Source organism: Candidatus Symbiopectobacterium endolongispinus, from assembly GCF_018777385.1.
GTDB lineage: Bacteria > Pseudomonadota > Gammaproteobacteria > Enterobacterales > Enterobacteriaceae > Symbiopectobacterium > Symbiopectobacterium endolongispinus.
In genome coordinates this window covers 133,620-158,647 of the sequence record NZ_JAFJYB010000002.1, presented here as the reverse complement: position 1 = coordinate 158,647, position 25,028 = coordinate 133,620, and the positions used below count along the sequence as shown (strand labels likewise).

Below are 25,028 nucleotides of genomic sequence, written 5' to 3'. Positions count from 1 at the left end.
TTGGCCCAGTGCGTCGATCAGTTAGCGTGCCACAGGGATATATTCTGTTAGCGGAGAAAGAATCAGCAACAAATGTGCCAGAAGTAAAACTCAGCAATCAATTAGTTGATAAATATGAATAAAACTCAGGAAGGAACGTGGAAAACCAGGGCATTGAAAAAACACAGCCAAGTACATTGCACCAATTCGATTCGGGCGGGCCAGCTAAAAGTGCAGTCGGTAGAAATATAACTTTCTATTAAAAATCAATTAACCTTTTTAGTGCTTATAGACATTTCTCTTATTTGCAAAACCTATGATCACCGAGCCAGTGTTAATTCGTTCTCATGTTTATATTTCAACACTGGCAGCGTTAATTTGGTTTTTAATTTTTTAATGCTGCAAAAACACCATTAATCACTATTTTTATTTTCGGCTTCATGTCGCCACTGTAAGGTTGCGGGCAAATAACGTTGCAGCGCGGTGGGCTCTTCATCATTGACTAACTGCGTAATCATTTCGAAGCAGTGATAGGCCAGTTGGCGGCAATCCTGTTGCACGGTATCGATACGAATAGACAGCGAATCATACAGATAGTGATCGTCGAAACTGGCCAAATGGATATCGCTATTGAGCAGATTGTGTTGACTCATATAGCGCAGAACGCCCCCCAGCAACCCACAGGAGGCTGTAAACAAGGCTTTGGGGGGCGCCCGAGTCGCGCGCACAATGATGCAAACATTTCATAACCGCTGCTGGGGTGGTAATTGCCATGAATAATCCACTCCGGTTTCAGCCCAACACCGGCACGTGCCAACCCCTGACGAAACCCTTCCAACCGATCTCGCGTAGGCGACAAACGAGATTGTCCGCCAAGAAAATAAAACTCGTCAGGGTGCTGGCGCGCAATGCGCTCCACCAGTTGCGCCGTGGGAGTAATGGAATCGGTGATCACCAGCGGCAGCGTGGTGTCATTCATGTGCCTGTCAAACAGCACCACCGGCAGTTGCTCGTTAAGCTTAACGTAATCACTGTCGCTCAACATGCTGGAAGCCACAATCAACCCATCTACCTGACGTGAAACCAGGTTGTTCACCACCACCGTTTCCTGACCGGGATTCTCATCGGTACAGGAGATCAGTAATTGCAGCCCCGCTTCTCGACACAAATTTTCCAATTAATGAGAAAAAACCGCAAAACCATAATTGGTGATTTCCGGCACCACAAACCCCAACGTATGGCCGCGGTTATCGCGTAGCAGCCGCGCATGAATACTGGGTTGATAATGCTGCTGTTGAGCTATAGCCAGAACGCGTTCGCGCGTTTCCTGCGCGACACGCAGCTCTTTACCGCGCCCGTTAAGCGCCAGACTGGCGGTTGCCTTGGATACTCCTGCCAATGCGACGATATCACTAATGGTGATGCTTTTGGTTTTTCTCACAACAAGTGCGTCATTTTAGTAAAATAATCTCCTATCCTACCATGCACGATCGCAACGACCAGTAGCGCGCTCGCAGATTCGCACCACCGCTCAACGCCAACGTGGCGGGATGCACGGGGAAATAGCGGCTGCTCATCCCCCCCCTTCTCCGTCGTTAATGAAAATTTCTACGATGGAACGATCGCACAAGATGTGCAGTTCGCGCACGTCTCCCGGCCAATAGCGGTATTGCCACTCGCCGGTTATCCGGCTAAGCCTTGCCAGACGCAGGCCATCAGATCGCCAGGTGAGTATCAGCGTATCGGCAAAATTGAGCATTATCGGCCCTCGGCTGGCAAGTTCCAGTTCCAGGCTTTGCGCTTCCAGCACCGGGGCGTCATCAGCCACACCTTGCCAGTGTTGCTCATCCTCGCGCAATCCTTGCAATTCACGTATCGGACGTTGGTAAAGCGTGCCATTGTGTTGCGACAGCTCACGCACGCAGGTCATCTGGTGGATCCAGCCATGCGCGGTAGTAGGTTGAGACATCTCTTCACCATCCGGCACGCCCATCCATCCCACCAGCAAGCGTCGCCCGTCCGCGCTGAGCGCCGTTTGCGGGGCATAAAACTCAAATCCGGCATCCATCTTCACCAAAGGGCCGTGGCGATAACTGGCCTGATGGTAATCAAGTTCACCAGATACATAGGCGCTCGGGTAACTGTTGAGAAAACGCGTTTCTTCCCGGGCCACCCCCTGTGGGCAGACAATCAGAAAATCTTTATCATCCAAGGTAAACAAATCTGGGCATTCCCACATTAATCCGGCATCGCCAAGCCCGCCGATGCCGCTGCCGGCTATCTCTCCCAACGGTTGCCACTGCATAAGATCGTCAGACCGCAGGAGCAACACCTTTCCCTGTTTTTGGTGATCCTGCGCGCCCAGCACCATGTACCAATGCTGCTGGTGATGCCACACTTTCTGGTCGCGCACGTGGCCAGTGTACCCTTCCGGCAACGGGATAACCGGCCCCAGTTTGTCAAAACCGCCGCGGGCATTTTGTACCGCCAGACACTGCCAGGCCGTACGCCCACCGTTATCAAACTTGACGTTGCCGGTATAGCACAGTGTCAGCACGCCGTGATTATCCACCGCGCAGCCAGGGTAACAGCCGCTGCGGTCAAACTCGCTGTCCGGCATCAGCGCGATAGGTTCATGCTGCCAGTGCAACAGATCCGGCGAACTCCAATGCCCCCAGCATTTATTTGCATGCTGGCAACCAAGGGGATTCCACTGATAAAACAAGTGATAACGCCCCTGGAAGTGAATAAAGCCATTGGGATCGTTAAGTAATCCGGTCATCGGAGCCAAATGCCAGCCGGGATAGTGACTGTCTTGTTGAGCCCGTGATTGACCTTTCATCACTGCCTGCAAAATGGCAGGCAGCAGAGGCTGTAGCGTCATTACTCTGAATCCGTTTCGTATTTAAGTAGGTAAGAAACCACAAAGGCAGCACCAAAAGCGATGACCATCCCGATGATATAATTCATCAACGAATTGGCCTGCACGATAGCCATGCCCGGTATCCCGGTTAAGCCCAACGATGTCATGTACACATGCACCGAGACCACCCAGGCGCCGCCTGCCGCCCCCCGATCAATGCCGCGATAAACGGCTTCAAAAAGCGCAGGTTGATGCCGAAAATGGCCGCTTCCGTAATGCCCAACAGAGCGGAAAATGCGGAAGGCAGCGCAATCGCTTTGATTTTCACACCACGGGTTTTAAACCATACCGCCAGACAAGCCCCCCCCCCCCCCCCCCCGCGCCACATTCGCCATTGCCCAGATGGGTAGCAAAAAGTTGACACCAATCGACGGGTTGCCGAGCAACCCCGCTTCGATGGCGTGGAAACTGTGGTGCACCCCGGTAATAACAATAGCTGAATAGAGCCCACCGAACAGCAATCCAGCCAACCAACCGGCGTGCGCGATAAGCGTGCTGAGTACAAATGAGATGCCATCGCCCAGTGCACGACCCGCCGGTCCGATGATCAGCAAGGCAACAAACCCGGAGATAATCACCGTGAGGAAAGGCGTCAGGATAAGATCGAGCGCATCAGGAATCACACTGCGCAGTTGCCGCTCCACGATACTCATAAACCACACTGCCAGCAGGACGGGAAAGACCGTGCCCTTATCAATCATCGCCACTTCAATGCCGAAAAAGTTCATGGTATGGAAGCCGGCAGCCACCCCCCAGGCATTAGTGAGTGCGGGGTGCGTCAACCCCCCCCAAGCGTAGTCCCGAGATAGGGGTTACCACCAAACTCACACGCTGCGGTAAAGCCAATCAAAATCGGCAGAATGATAAACGCGGCGGAACTGCACATGTCCAGCATGATATAGAGCGCATTATCCGCACTTACCCAACCATAGGTTTTCACCATGCCGAGCAGGCCCATCAGTAAACCGGATGCAACAATGGCAGGGATAATCGGCACAAAAATATTGGAAAGCAACCGGGCCACACGCTGGAGCGGATTCAGTTTACGCGCAGCGATTTTCGCTACGTCGGCTTTACTGGTTTCGCCAATCCCAGCCACCTGAATCAGCGCTGCGTAGACCTTATTAACGATTCCAGTACCGAAGATAACCTGCAACTGTCCGGCATTACGAAAACACCCCTTAACCCCGTCCACTTTACCGATAGCTGTCATATCCGCCTTGGCATCTTCCACCAGGACAAGGCGCAGGCGCGGCGCTGGCAATGTTCTCTTTTCCGCCCAGTAACGGCAACAATGACCGGGCAATCTGTTCAAAGTCCATAGCAACCTCTGTGTTTTCATTATTGTCGTTGTCAATACCCCTGGCGAAGCCTCCTCCGCCAGGGTGATATCAATCAGAACCAGGTTTCCATCTGTACGCCAAAATTCCACTCGCCCCAGGCGACAAAACCATTGCTGCCAAAGCTATCGCTTTTGGTATAGTTATCCAGCCGGTGATCCCAATCCATCCAGGTAGCAAACAGACGGATCTCTGGGCGCTTGAGTAATTCGCCAATGTCTCCGGCTTTTAGCGTCGGTGCGACGGTAAGCTTGTAGAAATTACCGCATTGCGACTGTTGTAGCCCTGCGGTCGCAAATCCATATATTGATAGCTGCCTTCATATTGCATTTCAAAGTTACTGGTGATTTCTTGAATCAGCCGCAGGTTGAGGGTTGCCCACTCATAGCTATCCCCTTTTACGTAGCTATCCTTGCTGGTCTGCGCCAGCAGCGCGGGCGCGATGTGCCAGCCGCCGCCGAGCGGTGTGATACCGTAGCTTGCCAGTCGCCAGGTATTCGCGTCTGGCAACAAGGCACCGTCAGAGCCTATCGACTTCACCTCAGCCCCCAACCCGTGTCCATACAGCAACGCGGTTTTTGAGCTCCCTTCGCGCACGCCATAGAAACTCTCATTGTGCAATCCCAGCAGCGCGTGGACCCCATTGTTAGCGGCATCACCTTTCACCAGATGGTTATCCACATCTCGCCGCGCATCGTTATCTTTGGCGCGCATACCGCTTACCATCAGTTGAACCGGCCTCTGGAAATGATTGACGCTGAGAATGTAGTTCTGCGCCGTATTCTCGCTGTTCTCTATGTCCCCAAAGGTGCGGCCATAAACAGAGAAATTGCTATGCGCGTTCTCATCCCAGCGCATATCGTAGATACCTGCGCCAGTGCCAGCGAGGAATACCACATCGGAATCAATCCAGTGGATATCGAAGTTATCGCGATCGAAGCGTTTCCCCGCCCACACCGTACTGTCTTTAAACGCCCCCGTGAATGTCGGCAAATGGCCCAGTTCGGTAAACGCCTGACGCAGATTGAGATCGCTTCTGGACGCCGTCCAGTCGTTATAGCTGCGCTGTCCATCGGCCAGCATCACCTTGAACCGGGTAGTGGCACCGCTCGCCAATGTCTGTTTATGTTCAAGGTTTAATTCAACGTAGGTATCAGGCTCGTTGCCCAGACGTCCGACATGGCCGCCGGTTTCTCCCGCAGGCGTCACCGAGGGGCCACCTTGCGTTTTTGCCGCGGGGTTATTCATCAACAGGCCGGAACGCGCATAGCCATGAAATTCGAAACCGCCGTTGTCACTGGCTTTCTGCTCCAGCTTGGCAGTACGCTGCTCAACCTGCTCCGTGGTAGTTTGCGTTTTCTGCTGCACGTCAGCCAGCTCACGCGCCTGCTTTTCCGCCGCATCAGCCCGGTTTTCCGCCATACTAGCGCGCTGCTCTGCAGCCTGAAGTCGCTGCTCCAACGCTATCAGGCGCGCTTCAATACTGTTCTTGCCAGAATCAGCAAGAGCAGTACCTGAGCCCATTAACAAGCCGAGGGTGAGGGTAAGAGTACTTTTTTTCATTATTGTGTCTCCCTAAGGAAGCATAGGTATCGGTGTATTAAATTGCTAAACCGGTTTAGTCATTATGAAGCAAGTCGCAAAATGCCGATCAGATGCGGGATTCCTCAGGGGAACTGTTGCTGAAGTTGTTCAAGATAAGGCAGCGCAGTCATTGCGCCTTTTGCTGTGGTGGCAAGTGCACCGCAGAGTTGTGAATAGCCTAAATGGCGGGTGAGCGCAGTAACGTCATGTGGCAAACCGTGTTCAGCCAACCCCCACAGCAGTCCGGCGACAAAAGCATCTCCAGCGCCCGTGGTGTCCACACTTACCACGGGTCGCGCTTCATAATGGTGAATTTCACCGTTAAACCACGCGAGCACGCCAGACTTACCCTTAGTAACCAACAGCAGTCTGATGCCATTTTCCTGCGCAAGCCTGGCCATACTATGCGGTACGTCCTCACTGTCGGATATAAACAACCGTTCCTCTTCAGACAGCTTCACCACATCGGCCAGAGGCAGCCCCTGCCGCAGACACTCTCGCAATAACGTTTTATTCGGCCAGAGATCTTCACGGATATTCGGATCGAAACTGACGAAACCGCCTTGGGCACGCATACGCGTCATCGCGGTATAGGTGGCGGTACGCTATGGCTCGGCAGACAAGGCTATCAAGCAGGCATGCAACCATTCGCCAGTGTGAAATGCAGGCAAATCTGCAGTTTCAAGGAACAGATCGGCACTCGGGCGCACCATAAAGGTAAATGAGCGCTCCCCCTGCTCGTCCAGTGCAACAACCACAGTTGAGGTACGGTGCGCAGGATCGCAACGCAGGTAGCTGGTATCCACGCGCTCATCTTGTAATGTTTGCCTCATAAACTGGCCAAAAGGATCGTCGCCCACGCGACCGATAAAACAGCTACATCCATTCAGCCGTGCAATGCCCACGGCTACATTGGCAGGAGCACCGCCGGGGCACTGCAACAAACGGCTCTGACCTTCAGGGAGTAAATCCACCACTGCATCGCCCAGCACCCATACTTTTGCCGTCATGATTGTCTCCTAATAAACCGCAGGCTAAACATTAATTAAAACGGTTTAGCTATGCAATAGACATAAAGGGTAACGCCATCAAGGCTGACTGTAAAATTGTGATTTAAATCACAATAAAAGCAGTATGGCATTCATGAATTATTATAATAATGCGAGGTTGGAACGTAATAACGTATTTCAACACAAGTATGTGTTTGTATATATTATTTTTATCCCTTGGTATGTTCAAAAAGTGTTACGTTTTTTACTGATAAATGACGAACTTGCGCCATTTTTCCCTTTTGAGAATACCCCGATTAATACAATCCTTATTATTTCCTATCTGACAGATTTTAATGAAAAAAAACGGTTTCAGGGGAACATAATCAAAATGCGTTAACCGTAAAACAGAGCAACAATAATGCAGCCATTCGATAAAATATGAAGGTATACATAATAGTCAACAACCATTATCATGAATAACCTTTTCGTCAGGCTCTTTATCACTGTTTATGTCTTCTAGCGTATTTCATCATGTCGGATTACGCCGTTTAATCCTGCTATTGGCGGTAATGAGTGCCCTGATCACGCTTGCGAATAGCTTTTATGCTACCTATCGCGTGCAGCGCGATTTGTTGATTACCAATACGCTGGAATCAAACCGGGTTTATGCCAGCAAGTTGGCCGCCGAAACGCAGACTTTTTTGAGAATGCGCAACAGCAGTTGGCCTACAGCGCCACAATCCTGGCAGAAGACTTTAACGATACGGTTAATCTGGTACAAGAAGCCGATCGGCTACGTTTACAAACTCACAGTTTTAATTCCGTGCTGGTGGCAGATGCCAAAGGCGTAGTGCGCGCCACGTCGCCGGATACTTTCCAACTTATCGGGCATAAGCTTACCACCGAGGGCGCACTGGCTGCGCTTAAAGAGCGCGTGCCGCTGATCAGCCAGCCCTATATCTCAGCGGCAGAAAATCTGATTGTCTTGATATCCAGCCCCATTTTCGATCGGTCTGGGCGCTATCTGGGGTTTGTCGGTGGTTCTATCTATCTGAAAAAAACCAGCATCCTGAATACCCTGCTCGGGCAACACTACTATCGTGATGGCTCCTATATTTATGTGACTGACAGCCAGCGGCGCATGCTCTATCACAAAGATAACGGGCGTATCTGGCAAACGGAAACCAATAATCTGGTGGTCCCTCATCAAGGCCCGACGAACGGCAGCCAACAAATGGTGAACTACGTCGGTGAGAAGATGCTGGCAGGCTTTGCAATCGTTCCCGCCACGGGTTGGGAAGTTGTCGCCCTGCGGCCAACGTTAGAAACATTGAAGCCACTTGAAGGGCTGATGTTCAACGTCCTGCGCCACACCCTGCCATTGGCACTGCTGACCGTTTTGTGCGTTTGGTTGCTGGCTCGTCTGATTGCTCAGCCGCTTTGGCTGCTGGCGCGCAGCGCCAATAAGATGGATGCCAACGATATTTCCGAGGATATCGACAAGATTCCATCCTGGTATTTTGAGGCCACACAACTCAAACAGGCCATGCTGATTGGGATCAATCCGTTACAGCAAAAGATTGGCAAACTGCGTTTCGAAGCGCAAACTGATCCCATGACCGGCCTGTACAACCGCCGTGGGCTGGACACTATTCTGAAGCATTGGCATACCCTGCACCGGGATTTCTCCATTATCGCACTGGATATCGACCATTTTAAACGTGTTAACGACACCTTCAGTCATGATACAGGGGATGCGGTCATCAAATTTATCGCGGAGCAGTTAAGAGATGGTTCTCGCGACAGCGATATTTTGTGCCGCAGCGGCGGCGAGGAATTTTTAGTGCTGCTCCCGGAAACGTCACAGGAAATTGCCGAGCAGATCGCCGAGCGGCTGCGCACCAGCACGGAGGCGATGGCATCTCCTGCGGGTCATATCACCATTTCACTGGGCGTTTCCCTGTGGCGCGCGGACAAAAACGGCGATTTTACCATCGATCAGGCACTGAAGTTGGCTGATAAAGCGCTCTACCGCGCCAAGCAGGAAGGCCGTAATCGCGTGGTACTGGCTACAGGTGCTTGAAGATTGCGGGAGTGAAGATAACGCTAGACTATAACTGTATATATAAGGGTCTTCCCCTATCATGGTGGGAGACTCATAACCCCATGTTTAACCTGCCGTAATGGAACATCACTGCCACCTTAAAGCGTTCTTTGTTCCGGTATCCTCTGGACTTGATCCGCAGCAGCCTTATCTTGCTGTTTAGTGACTCTGCATTACCGTTTGATACCCTGTGTTTCATGGCATTCAGGATCCCGTACAGTCGTTTACGTAACGTCCGGGCGGCGCTGCTTAGTAGCGGGACACCAACGTCTTTTGCCATCCCTATCCATTCCAGCCACAGACGCCTGCTGTGTTCGTCATACCGGCGGTTCCAGAGTTCCCGGGCCAGCGCCTTCATTGCCCAGCAACGGCTGGTATCAGGCAGAACCATCTGCGCTGCTTCCAGTCTTTCTGCTATTCGACCATGACGTTTATGGCGACCGTACAACCACAGATAACGGGAACGATGTGCACTTTTTCGTGCCGGTAACGGGATGGTTTTCATCTCCAACTGTCGTGTTTTATCTACGACGGCACAGAGCATTTTCGCTACATGGAAGTGGTCGAACGCGATCTTCTCCACCGCGTTAGGCAGATGGAGCCGCGCTGCGCTTATATAGGATAGATTCATGTCCATCGACAGGGTTTTAATGGATTCAATCTGGCGGTCACCCAGACTCCGGAGATAGCCAGCAAGACTTTCAACTCCGCGATCATCTTTGAGTTCCAATGCCTGTCCTTGGGTATCAGAGATAACGGTGACGTACTGATGCCCCTTTTTGAAAGCGACCTCATCAACACAGAGATGACGTGCGGCCTGAGGTGTTTTTCGACGGGCCAGTCCACGCTTAACCGCCCGTTGCATAATATTATCGACAGCATTCCAGCTCAGCCTCAGCTGTTTCCTGACGGCATCCACGGTGCTGATTTTCAGCCATGAGATAACGAACGACTCGAACAACAGCGTATACCGGCTACCGGGGCCGGCCCATGGAACAGACAGCGTCTGGTAGCCATGCTCCGGGCACATAATACGGGGTACATCAGCTTCGACTATTGTCGCGAACTGACAGGTATCGAGATGGCGCCATTTACGATGTCGGTGATCGTGAATAGGACAAGATTTCCCGCAGGTTGGACAGGTTAACTGAGTGTTTTTCGCAATCTCAACTGTAACGGTAACAGAACCGGCATTTTCATCGAGAGAAAGAGACTTTACCTGCCACGGAATAGACAGGTTGAGGATATGAGCGTAGAGAGACTTTTCGTCCATGGTGGTGACCTCTGGCGATTTAATACGCCATTATCATGCCTTCAGCCACCACAACAAGGGAAGACCCCAGATATCCATATCGACATCGCGTATCGGTACGTTTTTTTGGCAACGTGGGTGATGCTGCCGCAGATGATCCCGGTTGGGATTCGGCGTATGGTTGGCGAAGCATTAGGCGAAAGGGAGACAGGGAAACAATAGTTGATATTCACATCAAAACGCTGATTGAGCGCGATCCGCTCATGGCCTGCCTGGTTGCGCTACGTGACGTGACCTGGTTTAACCCAGAGAGCACCACGCTTGCCGAGGGGTTGCCCTACGTCGGGCTTGGGCACGCGGATGTGCAGGCGGCGGATGCGCGCTTACGCCGTTTTGCTCCCTATCTCCGCCAGGTTTTTCCCGCGTTGGCGGCGAGTGAAGGCATCATTGAGTATGATATGGTTGACATCGCCGCGATGCAAACCGCGCTGGATTCACGATACGGCAAGGCATTGCCTGGAAAACTGTGGCTGAAAAAAGATAGCCACTTGCCGATTTCCGGCTCGATCAAGGCGCGCGTCGGTATCTATGAAGTGCTGGTACACGCGGAACAATTGGCGTTACAGGCGGGATTGATTACCGTCACGGATGATTATCGTCAACTGGCGAACGAAGATGCGCGGCACTTCTTTAGCCAATACCGTATTGCCGTGGGGTCGACCGGCAATCTCGGTATGTCGATCGGAATTATGGGGGCGACCCTGGGCTTCAAGGTTTCGGTACACATGTCGGCGGATGCGCGCCAATGGAAAAAAGACAGATTGCGCGCACACGGCGTTGACGTCGTGGAATATCAACAGGATTACGGCGTCGCCGTTGAACAAGGACGCAAAGCCGCGCAGGACGATCCCTACTGCTTTTTTATTGATGACGAGAATTCTCGCTCGCTATTTCTTGGCTATGTGGTTGCCGGCGACCGGCTCAAAGCCCAGTTTGTGCGAGAAATAACGCGTGGATCAGCGTACGTCCTCGCGGTGAGGCGAGCTGCATAAAGGTGGTATCAAATGATTCGATCACCAGCGCACGATAGAGACATGCCAACAGCAGTATCGAGACCGAGCAGATCAGGCCGATATCGATCAACGCGCCGCGATCGACCGCCAAAATTGATCCAAACAGCACGTGTAGCAGATCAACACTGGGGCCGCGCAGTGACACTAACGTCACACCGAGCGCTAGCGAACCCAGATAGAGCCCGGCGAAGCTGGCGTCCTCTTTTAACGCCGTGTTACGACTAACAAAACCGGAAAGCAGCGCCACGATCAGTCCGGCGATAAATCCGCCGGTCCCCATTGCCAACAGCGACATGCCGGAGAGCAGATACCCAATGGCGACGCCGGGCAGCACCGTGTGCGATAGCGCATCGCCGATCAAACTCATGCGGCGTAGCAACAAAAAGCAACCCAGCGGCGTGGCACTGAGCGTGGGCGCGATACATCCCATCAGTGCGCCATCCAGCAATAAACGGGTATCAGGTGTCATCACTCGATGTGTTTTGTCCGCCAACTGAAAGTGCCAGGGGGCGGCATAGCCCTCTTTCAGCGTGCCGATCAGGATGTGGCGATGGAGATCGTCTATGCCGTGAAGCGGTGGTAACTGAGCAAAGTAGCCTGGTGTGCCGCACAGGACGATGCGTTGCGTGCCTAACCTTTTGGCGACAATCCCCGCCGCATCCGGCAGCTCTCCTACACGCACGGCAAGATCGACTGATCCATCGAACAAGTTGGCCATTTCGACAGAGGCTGAAACACTGATACTCAATTGCGGCCACTGCTGGCACAGCGCCAACAGGGTGGGTGTGACGACCTGAGCGCCGAGCAGCGGCGGTACGCTTACCGCTAGCTGGCCTGCGGGTTCTGCTGTGATACTGGCAAGCAGCATTTCGACGCGATCAACCTCGTGTCTTGCTGTTCGGCAGGCATCCCGATAAATCACACCCTCTGCCGTTATGGTCTGCTGACGAGTGGTGCGGGTAAATAATGGGGTTTTCAGGCGGTTTTCAAGGCGCTGAATGGCTTTGGTGACCGCTGAAGGGGTGAGCCCTAGCAGGGCTGCTGCTGTGGTGAAGTTGCCGCTGTCACATACGGCCAGAAATACGCCGATGTCATCTCCAGGGTAATGTCGCATAACGCCTATTGCTGAATTTCAGGAATGAATGTTGATAGTTTATTTCATTTTACCGGAATGATATTCGTCAATAAGCTCTGTTTTATGAAAAAGACACAGACTTACGCCATTATTGGTGGCACTTCAGGCATTGGATTCGCTCTGGCTCAGCGATTGGTCGCGCGCGGCGATTGACGGACGTTCGGCGCAAAAGCGGGCCACTGCGCTCCGGTCACTCGGCGAGCGGGCATCCGCCTATGCTGTTGACATTACCGATCGCGCTTCTCTGGCCGCCTTCTTTGCGCAAACCACCTCTCTTGCCGGGTTGTTTACGCCCGCTGCATCTTACACTACGGGTGCGTTTCAGGAGGGGAGCCTGGAGACCAGCGAAGCGCTGTTTCAGGCAAAATTTTGGGGACAATATTGGGCGGTTTATGCTGCGCTGCCCTCGCTGTTGCCGGATGCGGCGGTGGTATTTATGTCGGGGGCCGCTTATGCCGCGTGCAATGCGGCCCTGGATGGTTTGGCGCGCGGACTGGCCGTTGAACTGACCCCACGCAGGATAAACTGCTTATCACCGGGAACGACCGACAGCACGCTGTGGCAGCAACGTCCGGCGCAGGTGCGCAAAGCGGCTTACCAACAGTGGTGCAAACTCAATGTGTTGCAACGCCCTGCTACGGTAGAAGAGCAGGCCGACACGGCGCTGTTCCTGATCGACAATACACACATGACGGGAAACACGCTCTATTGCGACGGGGGATATACATTACGTTAAGCGTGTGCAGCGTCACTTACTGGCGTTGCCCTTGCCGTCTCAGCGTTTATTGCTTTTCCCATCAACACTGCCTGTATCTGGATAGCGCCTTTTAACAAATTCCACTCTTGATTTACCACCATCCTTGACGATTTAAGCATCAATTTTATTGTTGTTCGAAGACGATAGCGTTGAGTGCTCCTTACTCGGCGCGGTGTTTGATATTAAAACCGGACAATGTCTCAGTGGGCCGGGTGAACGTGACCAGCATTCCGCTTCTCATTCCATGGCTCTGGGGACGCGTAAAGCAGAGATAGTGCTCGATCCAACATCAAGCGGTTTTATCTTCAAGAAAAAAACCAACCTGGCATTAATTTTGATTGGGTAGAGTTAGGCATCAGTGGTGTTTACTGGATGCGGTTTTCAATTCCCTATCAGCAACGTTTCTGGCCCGGCGGACCTTTCTGGGCTGTCAGCATGGTAGTGTTGGAAGATAACGAAACTGCCGCGTTTTTTCTGGCGTATTCGCTGTGTGGCGGGCTAGCAGCGTGATATGTGGCGTTTTATGTACCGAAACCGTTTAGAGAAATTGCACTGGGCCGTGCTGGAACAGGATCGCATCTTGCTGGAGAACCTGGCACCGGACGCGAGCGCTTATGAATACCTTTATCAACATGATGTTGGGCTTTCCAGCTTGCGCCGAATAATGCAAAAAACGGCAAAAGCACAGGTGGCTGAGCGGGAAACACAGCACGCGTTGCGATAATCGATTCAGACGCCGGACGGGACCATGATAGCGAACTGTAAATGGAAGATTATCCGTTGATCACCTTATAGCATTTCCGCTGAATTTAATAATGGAAGGGTATCAGCGGTAATGATAAGTATTTCGACAGCAAACAGTAATCAAACCAGTGCGGCCAATGGAGAAACCACAACCAGTGCCAAAACGGTCCGCATGAAGGATATCCTGGAATTGAGAAAGGCCGTGAAATACGTTGAAAATCAGGTGACGACATTTAATTGCGATTTGCGAAATCCTACACTCTGGCAGCGTCCTAATGCAAACAGCCTTATGCGGGTGTTAACGGATATAGACACGGTAAGCGCGCGTGTAAAGCAACTGACAGGTAAAATAGAAATATCTTCTTACCCGCATCATGCATCAAAAATGGCCAACCTGGAAAAGATCAAGGTAACCATTGACACGTTGAGTAAAAGCGCTAGTGCCAGCTTTAATCGCTCACAAAAAAACATGCAAGTTATACGCGAACGAGAGGAGCAATATCTGGAAAATCGAGCGAAGAGTGCGAGAGCGCGCTCTGAGCGTCGGCAGTATATTGAAGAAATGATTAATTCAGGAAGGGGCGATGAGTTGTATAACGGGGGAATGGTGAAATAGTGGATGGCGGGCGGTGTCGTACCATTATGAATATTTCAACATGAATGTTTCAAACATAACGCCCTGCTTTAGCAGGGTGTTATGTTTTTGCTGAACCAACAACTTAAAACGGAATATCGTCGTCAAAGTCCATAGGAGGTTCATTGCCGCCAGGCATCGGAGCATTGTTCTGTTGGCGCGGTGCTTGCTGTGCGCCGCCGCTGAAGGCCTGACCACCCTGAGGCTGCTGCGGTTGTCCCCAGCCACCCTGCGGTGCGTTGTTGCCTGCGTTGCCGCTTGCCGGGGCACCACCGCCCTGACGGCCGCCCAGCATCTGCATGGAGCCGGAAATGTCTACCACTACTTCCGTGGTGTAACGATCCTGCCCGCCCTGATCCTGCCATTTACGCGTGCGCAGTTGACCTTCAACATACACCTGTGAGCCTTTGCGCAGGTATTCTCCAGCCACTTCAGCCAGCTTTCCGTACAGCGTGACGCGGTGCCATTCTGTGCGCTCTTTCTGCTCGCCGGTCTGCTTGTCGCGCCAGGTATCTGACGTGGCCAGAGTCAGGTTAGCAACGGCACCACCGTTCGGCAGATAACGGACTTCCGGGTCTTGTCCCAGATTCCCGACAAGAATCACTTTATTAACGCCTCTGCTGGCCATGCTTGTGTCTCCTGATGAGTCAATACGTAAAGTCTAAGCCAGAAATCATAACATGCCAGCCCTGTGCTGAGTACCCGCGATGTTGCATCCATACTTTTTTATTGGTTACATTGTTGCATTAGAATACTGGGTATTTATGGGTCTTCCCCTATCATGGTGGGAGACTCATAACCCCATGTTTAACCTGCCGTAATGGAACATCACTGCCACCTTAAAGCGTTCTTTGTTCCGGTATCCTCTGGACTTGATCCGCAGCAGCCTTATCTTGCTGTTTAGTGACTCTGCATTACCGTTTGATACCCTGTGTTTCATGGCATTCAGGATCCCGTACAGTCGTTTACGTAACGTCCGGGCGGCGCTGCTTAGTAGCGGGACACCAACGTCTTTTGCCATCCCTATCCATTCCAGCCACAGACGCCTGCTGTGTTCGTCATACCGGCGGTTCCAGAGTTCCCGGGCCAGCGCCTTCATTGCCCAGCAACGGCTGGTATCAGGCAGAACCATCTGCGCTGCTTCCAGTCTTTCTGCTATTCGACCATGACGTTTATGGCGACCGTACAACCACAGATAACGGGAACGATGTGCACTTTTTCGTGCCGGTAACGGGATGGTTTTCATCTCCAACTGTCGTGTTTTATCTACGACGGCACAGAGCATTTTCGCTACATGGAAGTGGTCGAACGCGATCTTCTCCACCGCGTTAGGCAGATGGAGCCGCGCTGCGCTTATATAGGATAGATTCATGTCCATCGACAGGGTTTTAATGGATTCAATCTGGCGGTCACCCAGACTCCGGAGATAGCCAGCAAGACTTTCAACTCCGCGATCATCTTTGAGTTCCAATGCCTGTCCTTGGGTATCAGAGATAACGGTGACGTACTGATGCCCCTTTTTGAAAGCGACCTCATCAACACAGAGATGACGTGCGGCCTGAGGTGTTTTTCGACGGGCCAGTCCACGCTTAACCGCCCGTTGCATAATATTATCGACAGCATTCCAGCTCAGCCTCAGCTGTTTCCTGACGGCATCCACGGTGCTGATTTTCAGCCATGAGATAACGAACGACTCGAACAACAGCGTATACCGGCTACCGGGGCCGGCCCATGGAACAGACAGCGTCTGGTAGCCATGCTCCGGGCACATAATACGGGGTACATCAGCTTCGACTATTGTCGCGAACTGACAGGTATCGAGATGGCGCCATTTACGATGTCGGTGATCGTGAATAGGACAAGATTTCCCGCAGGTTGGACAGGTTAACTGAGTGTTTTTCGCAATCTCAACTGTAACGGTAACAGAACCGGCATTTTCATCGAGAGAAAGAGACTTTACCTGCCACGGAATAGACAGGTTGAGGATATGAGCGTAGAGAGACTTTTCGTCCATGGTGGTGACCTCTGGCGATTTAATACGCCATTATCATGCCTTCAGCCACCACAACAAGGGAAGACCCGTATTTGTTCAGTATTTGTTGGCTCGTTGGACGTTGATACGTTTTCTGGCCATTGTTGAAAAAAGCCCGGCAATCATTCCACCAGAGACTGATGATTTGTCTCAATATACCTTCCCTTTCACTGATAGCCATGCGCCAAAGACAACACGTATTGCTGGCCGTTTGCATAAACGGCAAAAGCATCATCATAAATGCCAATCAGTAAAAAGCGAGTGTTTGTGGAGTGAGAGAATGCAAATAAGGAGGGGAATTTCCCGAGCCGCGTTGAGCACACGGCGACTCGGGCAACGTGACTTAGCGGTAAACAATCCCACCATCAATCAGAATAGCCTGACCGGTGACATAGTCTGAATCGGGCCCTGCCAGATAGGAGACCAGACTGGCCACATCATCCGGCGTCTCAGCACGACCCAGCGCAATACCTTCAACATATTTTTTGTAGGTTTCACCGACAGGGGCACCGGTGATTTCTGAGAAACGCTTATCGATTTCTGTCCACATTCCCGTCCCAACAATCCCCGGGCAATACGCGTTTACCGTAACGCCGCGGCTGGCATATTCCTTTGCAGCAGCCTGAGTCAGTGCACGCACGGCAAATTTTGTCGCAGAATAGATGCCTAACATCGCAAAACCATCGTGCCCCGCAATGGAATATGCATTGATGATTTTGCCTTCCTGTTGGCGCTCAATGAATTTTTTCGCCGCGGCCTGAATCCCCCCACAGCGTGCCATGAACGTTGATGCGCATAATGCGATCAACCTCTTCCGGCGTCACATCGGACAATGGCTGCACCTGGGCAATGCCTGCATTGTTGACGATAATATCGAAGCCACCCAGTTGGCGTTCAGCCTCATCGATAGCCGCATACACCTGAGCACGATCGGAAATATCAGCGACAAAGATCGCCGCCTTACGCCCTAATGCCGCCACCTCTGCGGCTACGGCCTCAATCCTCGTAGCATTCACATCCACAAGCATCACGGATGTGCCATCTTTAGCCAGACGCAGGGCGATACCTCGTCCGATACCCTGCCCAGCACCGGTTACTAACGCGACTTTATTTTCGATAGCCATACTCTGTATTCACCTCGTCGTGATTAACAATGCACTAGATGATTTACTTTATAGGCACGCATAAGCATGGCCTACCCCCCTGTTGGGGGGGCAATGAGAGAGAAAAATGGAAGAGATCAACGATTATCAATCAGTAAACGTGGTTCTACTGGTTGTCCTTCGGTACACTCAGGTCACTGACGATATAATGAGGTAGCGGCAGTATGGCGTTTTTGCCCCCGATGCAAGCATCATCTGCAACATTGGTTAACCAAGAACCTTTTCGCTTCACACGCAAGCTACCGCTCATTCTCACCAAGTTCACGCCTCCGCGATCGCCTGGGGCTTTATTGCAGCGCGATCGTTTGCTGCAACGCCTCGATCGTGCACTTTCCAGCAACCTTACATTAGTGTGTGCTGCGGCGGGGTTTGGCAAAACAACGCTGTTAACCCAGTGGTATCAGCATCGGCAGCGGCAGGGTGATACGCTGGCGTGGCTCAGCCCTGAAGACGATGACAATACCCCGCTGATGTTTACCCGCTATCTGCTGGAGGCACTGCGGCCGCTGTATGATGGCTGGAGCATGGCGTTTCAACGCTATTTTCAGGGCAATTTCCCCGTCGATTTTTCGCTGTTTGTCGCGGAGTTGGTCAATCAATTACACGGTTGCCCACATACGCTTTACCTCATCCTTGACGATTACCAGAGCATCAGTCACCCGGATATTCACGATGGGTTGAGTTACCTCCTTAACCATGCGCCGGCGTACCTTCACGTGATCATTGGCAGCCGCAGCCAGTTGCCTGTGGCGCTTGGCCGACTTCAGGTACAAGACCAACTGGTTGAAATTTACCACGATGAACTGCGTTTCAGCCTCGACGAAGCCAGCAGCTACTTTGCGCAGTCAGCCACTACGTTGCTAAAACAACAAGAGATACAGCAGGCGATCGCGCTGACCGAAGGCTGGATTGCCGGCATGAATATGGCTGCATTGTCTCTGGGTGACACCACGCCCTCTCATCACGGGGTTAGATATCTGAATGCCAATTCTCGGTCGATGAGTCGGTATATGGAGGAAGTGATTTTTGACCCCCTCCCTCCTGATGTGCTGGATTTTCTACTGCAAACCTCGATGCTTAATTGTCTCCATCCCGATCTGTACGATGCCGTCACCGGATACCGCAACGGCGAGGCGATGCTCTCCTGGATAGCGCAACATAACCTGTTTCTTTCCACCCTGGATGAAGCCGGATTCTGGTTTCGTTACCATCCGCTGATGCGCGATGCGCTACAAAGCCGTCTGCAACATCGCATGGGTAATGATATCCACCGGTTACATGAACGAGCCGGTAACTGGTTTGCGGCTCAACAGCTCTGGGCGGAGGCGAAACGCCACGCGCTGGCAGCGGGGAAACCGGGCACCCTGCATGCTGAAGCCGGCGCGCAATCGCTGGCGGAGGAGGGCGATATTGATACGCTGGTGCGCTGGATTCGCTACTTACCGGCAAATGTCGAACCTTCACGTATCGCGTTGCAAATCAATCTGGCCTGGGCTTTATCACATCATTTTCAGTTTAACGATGCACGCCAACTGCTTGATGCCATCGAAACGTTTGTGGCTACTCATCCAGACGCCTTGGACCACACCACTTGGGTAAGATTACGCGTGGTGCGAGCCATCTGCGAAGCCTTCGCAGAAAACATCGCCTACAGCATGACGCTGGTTGCCCCCCTGCTGCGGGAGGTTCCCTGCGGGGATATCTGGGTGGATGGCCTGGTGTGCAATATTCTGAGCTATTGTCATCTGGCAAACGCGCGCCCACAGCACGCGCTGGATGTACAAGCCCTGATACCCAACACCAAAACAGCGAACCGCAATCTTTTCGTTGAGGTGTATCGCGAGTATGTCATCGCGCAAGGGCTTCTGCGGCATGGCAACCTGGGGGATGAAGAGCGCCACGCGTCACAGGCATTGCAACTCGCAGAACCGTTAACTGGCCCCTACTCCAGTAGCAGTGCCACACTGGCCCTGCTTCTGGCAGAGATCGCCTGGGAGCAAGGGGATGTAGACCGTATCAATGCTCTGTTGACGCCGCGCCTGCAAATGATTGACGACGTTTGCCACCCGATGGCTTCAGCCGTTGCTACATTGTGCTGGCACAACAGGCTCAATTAACCGGTCGGGAGGAAGAGGCTAACGCACTGTTGTTGCACGCGGAAAACCTGACGCTCCAGCGAGGATGGCGGCACGCACGGTTTTCCCTGTTGGCGCAGCGCATCACTTTCCGGCTCCAATCTGGAGATAACGGAGAAGCGGCTCAGTTGCTTGATCAGTTACAGCGACTGACCGATGAAATGGCCGCAGAAAAAAATGACGCTCTGCGCTGGTATAGCGAACAGAGTCGGGCTCGCTTACTGATTGCCACTGGCGATCTGATGGTGGCAGCGGAGGTGCTTCACGCCGTCATGCTCGAGCAAGAGCACTGTGGCGAATGGCTTGCCGCCACGCGTTCAAGGCTGTTGTTGTCGGTCGTGCTATGGCGTACCGAAAAAACAGAACAAGCAATAGCGGTGTGCAAACCGGCAATCCTGCGTGCGGTTAAACAACATCTGCGTCGGAGCCTGCTGGATGCAGGACCGGAATTGCTGTCACTATTACGCCATATGAACCAACAGCAGACGCCCGATGAGATGTTCAACCGCGCAATAGCCGCATTATGGGCTACGCTTGCCCCTTCCCTGCCTGCAAACACCTCGCCGATGGCGTCACGGCTAACCGAGCGGGAGCACCAGACATTGCAACTGATCGCGGATGGTTTTTCAAACAAGGGGATCGCCCGCGCACTGGGCATTTCGTCGGAAACGGTAAAATGGCATCTGAAACAGCTCTATGAAAAACTTCAGGTAAATGGCCGCATTCAGGCGGTGAATCAGGCGCGAAAATGGCAATGGTTGACGTGAAAGGGCGAGATCGCCCCACCAAATCTCAAGGAATAACCTTGGGTGACGGCGGAATACCGTTCAACAGAATGCGGTTTAGCTCCTGAGCTAAACAAACTGGCCGAAGCGCCTCCTCAGAGGCCAGCATCTCGTCGATGCTCCACCAGCGTTTTTGCAGCAGATTTCTTTTTTCATTATCACTCAGGTTCGGCTCTCCAATATCGCAACTGCTGACATAAACCAGGTAATAGCGTTCATGACTGATAAACTGACTGCCGTTGCGCTCAAAAACTACCTCTTCTTGACCACACCCACTCCGGCTTCTCATTTATGATTAAGCCCGTTTCTTCCATCAACTCTCTGCCAAGCGCCTGCTCAAACGTTTCATTCCCTTCCAATCCGCCACCGGGCGTGATCCAAAACTCGTTGATACCGGCATTGATATTGTCTTTGATATTTTTGAATCTGAACTTAAAAAGTAACACGTTGTTATCGTTATCAATAAGTAACGCGCGTGCGGAATGACGAATATTCATACTATTCCCTTAATAGAATCCTCGTCATTTTATGTGATTGCCAGAACATTTGTCAGCACGTTAGGCTCTTTCCTGCCTGAACACTATTACTCAAGCACAGAATCAACGATGCCACGCGCCTGAGTGAAGAGCTGCTGATAATGGCCTTCACGATCGTCAATCCCCTCTTCGACACCGATAGTGTTATAGAGAAAATCGATGTTTGCGTCCTCAACGCCCAAATACCCCATACCGCCCTTGATGTAGTCGGTCATGTTCTTTTCCCAGCCAAATTTGATAAATCCGGATTGAGAACCGCCAACCAGCGCCAACCAGCGGATTTTTTTGCTTCAGCGCACTGCCTTCTCCGTAGGCCAAACCGTAATTCCACACGCGCTCCAGATAACCTTTGAGCATGGCGGGAAAACCATACTACCACACCGGAAACACCAATACCAACGTGTCTTTATCTTCCAGTTCACCAAACAGACGATGCACTTCCGGCGAATAGGTTTTCTGCGGATTGTTCCAGTCCGGCTCATCGTCCTCCCTTAGCACCGGATCAAACCCACTGCGGTAGAGATCAAGCGTGGAAACGTTAAACCCCTGACGCACAGCTTCACCCTGAATTTCCTGTACCACCTGCGCAGTTAAAGAATCACGGCGCGGATGGGACCAGATAATATATATATTGTTTTTTTCATACTGTTAACCCTATTTCATGAAGAAGTGGTTACTACTTTACGGAGGGAGTATAATTCTGTAAAATGTAGTATTTGAGGTAGGTTAATGAAGGGTTTTCACTAATGCAGCTTAACTTTTCCGACTTCACGGCGTTCATTAGCGTCGCGCGCCACAAAAGTTTCCGGGAAGCGGGCAACGAGTTATGGCTTTCCCCTTTAGCCATTAGTCATGCCGTTAAGCAACTGGAGCAGCAGTTAAAAGTTCGGCTGTTTAACCGCACTACTCGCAGCGTAGCGTTAACGGAGGCAGGGGTTAATCTCTTTGAGCGTCTGCGTCCGGTATTTGACGAGTTCGATACCCTGCTCGATGAGATGAATTGTTTTCGCGACACGCCGATGGGCACGCTGAGAATCAACACCTCACGACTGGTCTCACGACTGGTGCTGACCCATTGATAGCCGGGTTTAGCTGCCAGTATCCCGATATCAAGGTGGAGATCACCACTGACGACAAACTCGTCGATATCGTTCAACAATCGTTTGATGCAGGGATTCGTCTGGATACTACCGTTGAAAAGGACATGATCACTGTCCCGATTGGCCCCAAAATCAAACGGGTTGTGGTCGCCACGCCAGACTACTTTGAGCGCCATCCTGCCCCGGCACATCCACACGCTCTGGTGAATCACCAAAGCGTTATTTTTCGTTTACAAAGCGGCCGTATCTATAACTGGGAATTTGAAGGCCCAGAGGGAAAGCTGGAGATTGCGCCTGTCGGTAGCATCATCCTGGATGATATGGACTCAACGCTCGAAGCCGTATTGTGTGGCGCTGGATTGGGTTATCTCTATTACGACCAGGTGAAAGCATATCTGGCAAACGGCACGCTGGTGACAACGCTGGGGAAATGGTTACCAGAATTCCCTAGCCTGCAACTTTACTACCTGAGTCGACAATATATGCCGAGCCCGCTACGGGCTTTTCTGGACTACGTAAAAGCGCATCTGGTTGCAGAAACGCCCTATAAGAAGGAAAAGACATAATGGCGATGCGCCAGGCCTCTTTGCGCTGACAACCGGGAAAAGTAGCAATAATGCTTTTTCAAATCACACTTTTCAGGCTTGTTTATTCCCTTACAAAGCATGCGTGCTATCCTCTAGCTGTAATGTCCTATCAACTCTCACCGAGGCTTTGATGCTGGAGAATGTAATCATCCGATAATCAGTTTGCCGACCCTATTCAGGCCGGGCTGATTTTTTGCCTATGATGATTAACAGGTTTCTAGCATGAATTTATCCCGTCATGAACAACGGACGCTGCACGTTCTCGCCAAAGGAGGACGTATTGCACACGTCCGGTCGCATCACCGCCGTCGAATGCTACAGCCGCGAAGGTTTGCTGCTGAGTGACTGCACGCTCGCCGTCTTCAAAAAACTTAAAGCCAAAAAACTGATCAAGTCAGTGAAGGGCCAGCCGTATCGCATCAATACCTCAGGACTGAGAAATGTCCGCGCCCAATCAGACAACCGCTAAGGAAAGGATCATGAACCCGATGTTTTCGCCTGAATTTATTAATGCCAATTTAATGGGGCCAAGCGCGTTACTGCTGGCAGAAGAAGTCAGCGCCGCTCTGGCATTAAAACCCGGAATGCGAGTGCTCGATTTAGCCTGCGGTACAGGCCTGACATCCATCTATCTGGCAAGCCAATATGGTGTTGAAGTGGTCGCAATGGATTTATGGATTGCTGCCGAAGATAACGCGCGCCGTTTCGGTGAGCATGGTTTATCTAACCTGATAACGCCATTACATATGGATGTTGCCGACCTTCCCGCTGTAAAGCCGTTTCCCGAAAACCACTTCGACGCGCTGCTTAATATTGATGCCTACCACTACTTTTGGTGCCAGTTCAGCCTTTTTCGACAGCCACCTTGCGCCGTGGATCAAACCCGGAGGCTGCGTCGCTATCGTTATTCCGGGTTTAAAAAGGCCTTTCGATCGCGGTGTTCCTCCTGAACTGGCCCCCTTTTGGCAGTCCGGAATGAACTTCTTTACCGTCGATTGGTGGCGGCAAATCTGGCAGCAAAGCGCCTATTTGCAGATAGCGGAGTGCACCGAGAGCGCCCGTTGCGAGCAGGCATGGCTAGCTTGCTCACACCCCTATGCCATACGCGATCGCGACATGATGGCCGCCGAAGCTGGACACTGGTTTAACTTCACTAAAATGACGGGCGTTATCCGTAAATGAAACAATCCCCCCTCTTCGGAGGGGGAATGAGGTGAATCGATGAACATCAGCGACATGGTTAACGGTTTTCACCCCCTAAAGCTGTCCTGTGACGACAGCAAAATCCCCTGGAACGATCCGGCCTTTAGCCAGCGCATGCTCGAAAATCATCTGTCCCAAGAGCACGATTGGGCCAGCCGCAGGTTTAGCGTCATTGAACAGCAAGTGGCATGGATCACCAGCCAACTCCCGATGGGCGCACGGATTCTAGACCTCAGTTGCGGCCCAGGTTTTTATACCCACCGACTGGCACAGCAAGGTTTTCACTGTACAGGAGTAGATTTTTCACCGGCGTCCATTACCTATGCGCGTCAGCAAGCACAGGTAGCAGGGTTGAACATTGATTACCTACAGCAGGACGTGGGGAGTATGCGCCCACCGCCCGCTTCGATTTCATCATGATGACCTTTGGCGAACTGAATGTTTTCAACGCAGCCGACGCTCGCACGCTCGTTAGTCGCTGTGCACAGTGGCTGCGAGCCAGCGGGAAACTGCTTACCGAAGTGCATACCTTCGAGGAGGTAAAACGCCAGGGGCTGGCTGCACCAACCTGGCAGTGATGCACGCAGGGGCTGTTTCTTGCTCGTCCTCATTTGTTGTTAACAGAGCACCAGTGGGATCAAGAGGCACAAACCAGCTCAACACATTTTTGGGTGATAGAAGAAAATGGCACAGTAACGCGATTCGGCAGACAGATGACGGCATGGCAAGACAAAGCGTATCGAAAGTTACTGATAGAAAGTGGGTTTCACTCATCGCTACGGGTCGAACCCACCGATTGGCCAGCGAGTGACACCTTTGCAGGCAAATTATTTGTGCTGATAAATCAAATTATGTGAGCAGGACAAACACTGTACATACCGTTACACAGCAACGCTCATCATCGCCGATAAGCCTGGTATATAATGCAAAAAACGCAGGAACCGACACCCTGTAAAGATATAAGGCAACA

11 protein-coding genes and 16 pseudogenes are annotated in these 25,028 nt (G+C 51.9%); 13 read left to right on the top strand and 14 right to left on the bottom strand.

Translation table 11 applies throughout. The features are described from left to right. Nucleotides 1–392: 392 nt before the first annotated feature. The 5 pseudogenes from JZM30_RS07385 to cscK all read right to left on the bottom strand — a co-directional run bounded on the left by JZM30_RS07385 (nt 393) and on the right by cscK (nt 6,836). Nucleotides 393–1,420, bottom strand: a pseudogene (locus JZM30_RS07385) (substrate-binding domain-containing protein). Nucleotides 1,421–1,451: 31 nt separating this feature from the next. Continuing rightward, nucleotides 1,452–2,863 (bottom strand): annotated as a pseudogene (locus JZM30_RS07380) (sucrose-6-phosphate hydrolase). Next, nucleotides 2,863–4,224 (bottom strand): annotated as a pseudogene (locus JZM30_RS07375) (sucrose-specific PTS transporter subunit IIBC). Before JZM30_RS07375 ends, JZM30_RS07380 begins: the two co-directional pseudogenes overlap by 1 nt. Before the next feature lie 73 nt (nt 4,225–4,297). Beyond that, a pseudogene (locus JZM30_RS07370) lies at nt 4,298–5,805 on the bottom strand (carbohydrate porin). A gap of 104 nt (nt 5,806–5,909) precedes the next feature. Next, nucleotides 5,910–6,836, bottom strand: a pseudogene (cscK, locus tag JZM30_RS07365) (fructokinase). Between the two features lie 491 nt (nt 6,837–7,327). Between cscK and JZM30_RS07360 the strand changes: the two are divergent. Further along, a pseudogene (locus JZM30_RS07360) lies at nt 7,328–8,901 on the top strand (sensor domain-containing diguanylate cyclase). A gap of 73 nt (nt 8,902–8,974) precedes the next feature. Here the strand turns inward: JZM30_RS07360 and JZM30_RS07355 are convergent. Continuing rightward, nucleotides 8,975–10,195 carry an ISL3 family transposase gene (locus JZM30_RS07355; RefSeq protein WP_252317421.1) on the bottom strand — a complete coding sequence of 407 codons (1,221 nt, stop codon included), beginning with the start codon at nt 10,193–10,195 and terminating at the stop codon, nt 8,975–8,977. 197 nt (nt 10,196–10,392) lie between these two features. Here JZM30_RS07355 and dsdA point away from each other — a divergent pair. Next, a pseudogene (gene dsdA / locus JZM30_RS07350) lies at nt 10,393–11,178 on the top strand (D-serine ammonia-lyase); the annotation flags it as partial. Here dsdA and JZM30_RS07345 read toward each other — a convergent pair. Both JZM30_RS07345 and JZM30_RS07340 read right to left on the bottom strand, forming a co-directional pair. Continuing rightward, nucleotides 11,171–11,716: pseudogene (locus JZM30_RS07345) on the bottom strand (metal ABC transporter permease); the annotation flags it as partial. The pseudogenes dsdA and JZM30_RS07345 sit on opposite strands and share 8 nt — an antisense overlap. A gap of 15 nt (nt 11,717–11,731) precedes the next feature. After that, nucleotides 11,732–12,361, bottom strand: a pseudogene (locus JZM30_RS07340) (LysR family transcriptional regulator); the annotation flags it as partial. 115 nt (nt 12,362–12,476) lie between these two features. Between JZM30_RS07340 and JZM30_RS07335 the strand changes: the two are divergent. The 4 genes and pseudogenes from JZM30_RS07335 (at nt 12,477) to JZM30_RS07320 (ending at nt 14,499) form a co-directional block, all read left to right on the top strand. Next, a complete protein-coding gene (locus JZM30_RS07335) occupies nt 12,477–13,118 on the top strand; it encodes an SDR family oxidoreductase (protein ID WP_252318211.1) in 642 nt (213 codons plus the stop codon). 157 nt (nt 13,119–13,275) lie between these two features. Next, nucleotides 13,276–13,368: pseudogene (locus tag JZM30_RS07330) on the top strand (naphthalene 1,2-dioxygenase); the annotation flags it as partial. Next, nucleotides 13,366–13,863 (top strand): annotated as a pseudogene (locus tag JZM30_RS07325) (3-phenylpropionate dioxygenase); the annotation flags it as partial. The pseudogenes JZM30_RS07330 and JZM30_RS07325, both read left to right, overlap by 3 nt. Before the next feature lie 111 nt (nt 13,864–13,974). Further along, nucleotides 13,975–14,499 carry a hypothetical protein gene (locus JZM30_RS07320; RefSeq protein WP_252318210.1) on the top strand — a complete coding sequence of 175 codons (525 nt, stop codon included), beginning with the start codon at nt 13,975–13,977 and terminating at the stop codon, nt 14,497–14,499. 103 nt (nt 14,500–14,602) lie between these two features. Here JZM30_RS07320 and JZM30_RS07315 read toward each other — a convergent pair whose 3' ends face one another. From JZM30_RS07315 to JZM30_RS07305, 3 genes and pseudogenes are all read right to left on the bottom strand, one after another. Then, the gene (locus JZM30_RS07315; RefSeq protein ID WP_252318208.1) at nt 14,603–15,145 is read right to left on the bottom strand and encodes a single-stranded DNA-binding protein; all 543 of its coding nucleotides are present in this window, start codon (nt 15,143–15,145) and stop codon (nt 14,603–14,605) included. A gap of 165 nt (nt 15,146–15,310) precedes the next feature. Next, nucleotides 15,311–16,531 (bottom strand): ISL3 family transposase, encoded by a 1,221-nt coding sequence (locus tag JZM30_RS07310; protein WP_252317421.1) that lies wholly within the window; start codon nt 16,529–16,531, stop codon nt 15,311–15,313. 361 nt (nt 16,532–16,892) lie between these two features. Further along, a pseudogene (locus JZM30_RS07305) lies at nt 16,893–17,673 on the bottom strand (acetoin reductase). Between the two features lie 329 nt (nt 17,674–18,002). On the opposite strand from JZM30_RS07305, the gene JZM30_RS07300 reads away from it, so the two are divergent. Both JZM30_RS07300 and JZM30_RS07295 read left to right on the top strand, forming a co-directional pair. Next, nucleotides 18,003–19,829, top strand: coding sequence for a winged helix-turn-helix domain-containing protein (locus tag JZM30_RS07300; protein WP_252318207.1), 1,827 nt, complete (start codon nt 18,003–18,005; stop codon nt 19,827–19,829). Beyond that, complete coding sequence (locus JZM30_RS07295; RefSeq protein WP_252318205.1) at nt 19,772–20,614, top strand: LuxR family transcriptional regulator; 843 nt, start codon at nt 19,772–19,774, stop codon at nt 20,612–20,614. Before JZM30_RS07300 ends, JZM30_RS07295 begins: the two co-directional genes overlap by 58 nt. A gap of 25 nt (nt 20,615–20,639) precedes the next feature. Here JZM30_RS07295 and JZM30_RS07290 read toward each other — a convergent pair whose 3' ends face one another. The 3 genes and pseudogenes from JZM30_RS07290 to JZM30_RS07280 all read right to left on the bottom strand — a co-directional run bounded on the left by JZM30_RS07290 (nt 20,640) and on the right by JZM30_RS07280 (nt 21,798). After that, nucleotides 20,640–20,921 carry an NUDIX hydrolase gene (locus tag JZM30_RS07290; RefSeq protein WP_252318203.1) on the bottom strand — a complete coding sequence of 94 codons (282 nt, stop codon included), beginning with the start codon at nt 20,919–20,921 and terminating at the stop codon, nt 20,640–20,642. After that, nucleotides 20,878–21,129 carry an NUDIX domain-containing protein gene (locus JZM30_RS07285; protein WP_252318201.1) on the bottom strand — a complete coding sequence of 84 codons (252 nt, stop codon included), beginning with the start codon at nt 21,127–21,129 and terminating at the stop codon, nt 20,878–20,880. The genes JZM30_RS07290 and JZM30_RS07285 overlap by 44 nt, the downstream gene beginning before the upstream one ends. Before the next feature lie 86 nt (nt 21,130–21,215). Further along, nucleotides 21,216–21,798 (bottom strand): annotated as a pseudogene (locus JZM30_RS07280) (NAD(P)H oxidoreductase). 116 nt (nt 21,799–21,914) lie between these two features. Between JZM30_RS07280 and JZM30_RS07275 the strand changes: the two are divergent. The 5 genes and pseudogenes from JZM30_RS07275 to JZM30_RS07255 all read left to right on the top strand — a co-directional run. After that, nucleotides 21,915–22,834 (top strand): annotated as a pseudogene (locus JZM30_RS07275) (LysR family transcriptional regulator). Nucleotides 22,835–23,077: 243 nt separating this feature from the next. Next, nucleotides 23,078–23,261: pseudogene (locus JZM30_RS07270) on the top strand (YjhX family toxin); the annotation flags it as partial. Nucleotides 23,262–23,334: 73 nt separating this feature from the next. Then, a complete protein-coding gene (locus JZM30_RS07265) occupies nt 23,335–23,805 on the top strand; it encodes an SAM-dependent methyltransferase (RefSeq protein ID WP_252318199.1) in 471 nt (156 codons plus the stop codon). A 25-nt stretch (nt 23,806–23,830) separates the two neighbouring features. Continuing rightward, entirely contained in the window at nt 23,831–24,037 is a 207-nt protein-coding gene (locus tag JZM30_RS07260; protein ID WP_252318197.1) for a hypothetical protein, read from the top strand. Nucleotides 24,038–24,076: 39 nt separating this feature from the next. Next, nucleotides 24,077–24,900, top strand: a pseudogene (locus JZM30_RS07255) (class I SAM-dependent methyltransferase); the annotation flags it as partial. Nucleotides 24,901–25,028: the final 128 nt, after the last annotated feature.

Bases quoted from the DNA above. Each gene is read 5' to 3' on its own strand.
- JZM30_RS07355 (WP_252317421.1), bottom strand. From the start codon at position 10,195: ATGGACGAAAAGTCTCTCTACGCTCATATCCTCAACCTGTCTATTCCG.
- JZM30_RS07320 (WP_252318210.1), top strand. From the start codon at position 13,975: ATGATAAGTATTTCGACAGCAAACAGTAATCAAACCAGTGCGGCCAAT.
- JZM30_RS07315 (WP_252318208.1), bottom strand. From the start codon at position 15,145: ATGGCCAGCAGAGGCGTTAATAAAGTGATTCTTGTCGGGAATCTGGGA.
- JZM30_RS07310 (WP_252317421.1), bottom strand. From the start codon at position 16,531: ATGGACGAAAAGTCTCTCTACGCTCATATCCTCAACCTGTCTATTCCG.
- JZM30_RS07290 (WP_252318203.1), bottom strand. From the start codon at position 20,921: ATGAGAAGCCGGAGTGGGTGTGGTCAAGAAGAGGTAGTTTTTGAGCGC.
- JZM30_RS07285 (WP_252318201.1), bottom strand. From the start codon at position 21,129: ATGAATATTCGTCATTCCGCACGCGCGTTACTTATTGATAACGATAAC.
- JZM30_RS07265 (WP_252318199.1), top strand. From the start codon at position 23,335: ATGAACCCGATGTTTTCGCCTGAATTTATTAATGCCAATTTAATGGGG.
- JZM30_RS07260 (WP_252318197.1), top strand. From the start codon at position 23,831: ATGAACTTCTTTACCGTCGATTGGTGGCGGCAAATCTGGCAGCAAAGC.